The sequence below is a fragment of the Methylobacterium sp. WL120 genome, from assembly GCF_008039465.1.
In the GTDB taxonomy this organism is placed as follows: Bacteria; Pseudomonadota; Alphaproteobacteria; order Rhizobiales; family Beijerinckiaceae; genus Methylobacterium; species Methylobacterium cerastii.
Genome location: NZ_VRUT01000283.1, coordinates 1 through 2,945, shown reverse-complemented (window position 1 = coordinate 2,945; position 2,945 = coordinate 1). Strand labels below are relative to the sequence as shown.

At 73.3% G+C, this 2,945-nt stretch carries 3 protein-coding genes and 1 pseudogene; all 4 read left to right on the top strand.

The window, feature by feature from the left end:
- Positions 1–235 precede the first annotated feature (235 nt).
- The gene (locus FV229_RS26215; RefSeq protein WP_147754718.1) at positions 236–760 is read left to right on the top strand and encodes a copper chaperone PCu(A)C; all 525 of its coding nucleotides are present in this window, start codon (positions 236–238) and stop codon (positions 758–760) included.
- Positions 750–1,367 (top strand): SCO family protein, encoded by a 618-nt coding sequence (locus tag FV229_RS26210; RefSeq protein ID WP_147754717.1) that lies wholly within the window; start codon positions 750–752, stop codon positions 1,365–1,367. Before FV229_RS26215 ends, FV229_RS26210 begins: the two co-directional genes overlap by 11 nt.
- Before the next feature lie 38 nt (positions 1,368–1,405).
- Positions 1,406–2,725, top strand: a complete 1,320-nt coding sequence (locus FV229_RS26205) for a PepSY domain-containing protein (RefSeq protein WP_147754716.1) — start codon at positions 1,406–1,408, stop codon at positions 2,723–2,725.
- A 14-nt stretch (positions 2,726–2,739) separates the two neighbouring features.
- Positions 2,740–2,945: pseudogene (locus FV229_RS26200) on the top strand (hypothetical protein); the annotation flags it as partial.

Below are 2,945 nucleotides of genomic sequence, written 5' to 3'. Positions count from 1 at the left end.
CCCACCGCCTGACCACACGTCGCCCCGGCGTTCCCGCGCCGGAACGCGGCGGCGCGCCGTGTCGTCGCGCCCGTGTCGCGGCAAGGCTTCGGCTCCGCCCCGACCGATGCGGCGTGCGAGCCCGACGCGTCGCCGTCGCGCTCCGCCCGAACCGGTCCGCCCGGACGCCGCCCCCTTCGAATCCGTTCGGCCGTGCACGGCCGCCATCGACCCATCCCCTTCCCGGAGATATCCCATGTCCACCCTGTCCCGCTTTCTCGCGACCGGTTCCCTCGTCGCCCTCGCGCTGCTCGCGGTCCCCGCCGGCGCCCACGAGTACAAGGCCGGCGCGCTCGCGATCGCCCACCCCTGGACGCGGGCGACGCCGAACGGCGCCAAGGTCGGCGGCGGCTACCTCAGCGTCACCAACACCGGCACCACGCCGGACACGCTGCTCGGCGCCTCGGTGACCGGGGCCGACCACGTCGAGATCCATTCGATGACGATGGACGGCACGGTGATGAAGATGGCCCCGGTCGCGGGCGGCCTGGTCATCGCGCCGGGCGCCACGGTGACGCTCGCGCCGGGCGGCTACCACATGATGTTCGTGGACCTGCAGGCCCCCCTGAAGAAGGGCGAGCGCGTCAAGGGCACGCTGCAGTTCGAGAAGGCGGGGACCGTCCCGGTCGAGTTCGCGGTGGAGGCGATCGGCGCGAAGGCTCCCGAGGGCGGCCACGGGGAGGGCGGCCACGGGGCGGCCGGCCACGACCATGGCCACTGATCCGCCTCCCGTCACGCCGGCCCAGCGCCGGGCGGGCTACGGCATCCTGGCGGTGGTGCTCGTCGGCATCCTCGGCATCGCCGGGGGCGTGGTGGCGAGCCTGCCGCGCGGCCCCGCCAAGCCGGCGATGTCCGTGGTCGGCGGCCCGTTCCGGCTGCAATCGTCCAAGGGCGGGATCCTCGATTCGGCGACGCTCGCCGGCAAGCCCTTCCTGGTGTTCTTCGGGTTCACCCGCTGCCCGAACGTCTGCCCGACGACGCTGGCCGACCTGACCAACCTGATCGACGACCTGCACAAGGCCGGCGGCGACATCGGCGCCTACTACATCACCCTCGATCCCGAGCGCGACGACGTCGCGGTGCTGCGCGACTACATGGGCTCGTTCAGCGATTCGATCACGGGGCTGACCGGAACCCGCGCGGAGATCGACCGGGTGGCGCGGTCCTACCGCGTGTTCTCCAAGAAGGTCCCGCTGCCGGGGGGCGACTACACCCTCGAGCACACGCTGATGGTCTACCTGATGGACCGCGACGGCGCCTTCGTCGGCCCGCTCGACCTCGCGGCCGGGCACGGGCTCGCCCTCCGGCAGATCCAGGCCATCCTGTGAGCGGCCGGGCGAAGCAGGTCGGCGGACCGCGACCGAACATGCGCGACGCCGTCTACAGGGCGGTCTGGCGCTGGCATTTCTACGCCGGCCTGCTCTGCCTGCCGTTCCTGATCCTGCTCTCGGCCACGGGGGCGATCTACCTGTTCAAGGACGAGATCAACGCGACCCTGTTCGCGGCCCGGACCGTCGTCGCGGCCGAGGCCACGGCGCCCCTGAGTCCGGACCGGCTGATCTTCAACGCCCTGGAGACCGCTCCCGACGCCGAGGCCGCGACCTTCACGGAGCCGGCCGACGCGACCGCATCCGCGGTGGTGACGCTCGTCGAGGACGGACGCCGCATCCTGGTCTTTCTGAATCCCTACACCGGCGACGTGCTCGACCGGGTCGCGGCCGACCGGGAACTCATGATGGTCGTGCGGCGGCTGCACAGCCTCGCCTATTTCGGGCCGGTCGCCAACGGCGTCGTCGAGGTGGTGGCGGGCTTCGCCATCATCCTCGTGGCGACCGGAGCCTATCTCTGGTGGCCGCGGGGCCGAGGCGGCGGGGTGGTCACGATCCGCGCAGGGCCGGCGCAAAGGGTCTGGTGGCGCGACCTTCACGCCGTCACCGGGCTGGTGGCCGGCGCCGGCCTCGTCTTCCTGGCCGCGACCGGCCTGCCGTGGTCGATCGTCTGGGGCGCCCAGCTCAGGACCTGGTCGAACGCGGCAGGCCTCGGCCAGCCGCGGGCGCTCTGGGCCGACAAGGCGGTCTCCGCCGTCCCGATGGGCGAGCGGGTGAGCGCCGCCGGATGGACGATGCAGGACGCGCCGGTTCCGCTCTCGCGGCCACAGGACCCCTTGGTGGCGATCGGGATCGACCGGGCGGTGGCGATCCTGCACGGGCTCGGCATGCCGGCGGGCTTCGAGGTCGCGCTGCCGGCCGGCGGCACGGACGTCTACGCCGCGGCCGCCTATCCGCGCGCCGTGAGCCGCCAGCGCCTGATCTCCCTCGACCAGTACACCGGAAGACCCCTCGTCGATGTGCGGTTCTCCGACATCGGCGGGGTGGGGCGGGCGATCCAGTACGGGATCGGCCTCCACAAGGGCGATCTCTGGGGCCGCGCCAACCAGCTCGCGATGCTGGCCTTCTGCCTCGCGACGATCCTGCTCTCGATCACCGCCGCGGCGATGTGGTGGAAGCGGCGTCCCGCGGGCCGGCTCGGCGTGCCGCCCTGGCCCCGCGACCGCCGGATCGCCGCCGGGGTCACCGGGCTGGTGCTCGGCCTCGGCCTGCTCTTCCCGCTCACCGGTCTCGTCATCCTGGCGATGCTCGGCCTCGACCTCGGCATCCAGACCCTGCGCCCGCGCAGGGCCGCGTGAGGAGGGCACCGGCCATGAAGCCCTCGAGCGCCCTGCACGCCCGCCCGACCTGGCGCGAGACCGTGGGCACCGCGCTGATCCTTCTGGCGATCTGGGCGCAGTCGATCGTGCCGCTCGCCGCCCTGCGGATCGCGGCCGAGCCTGCGTCGCCGGGCCTGTCGGCGATCTGCGGCCACGCCCTCGACGCCCCCGCCGCCGAGGAGCCGGCGCTGCCCACGCC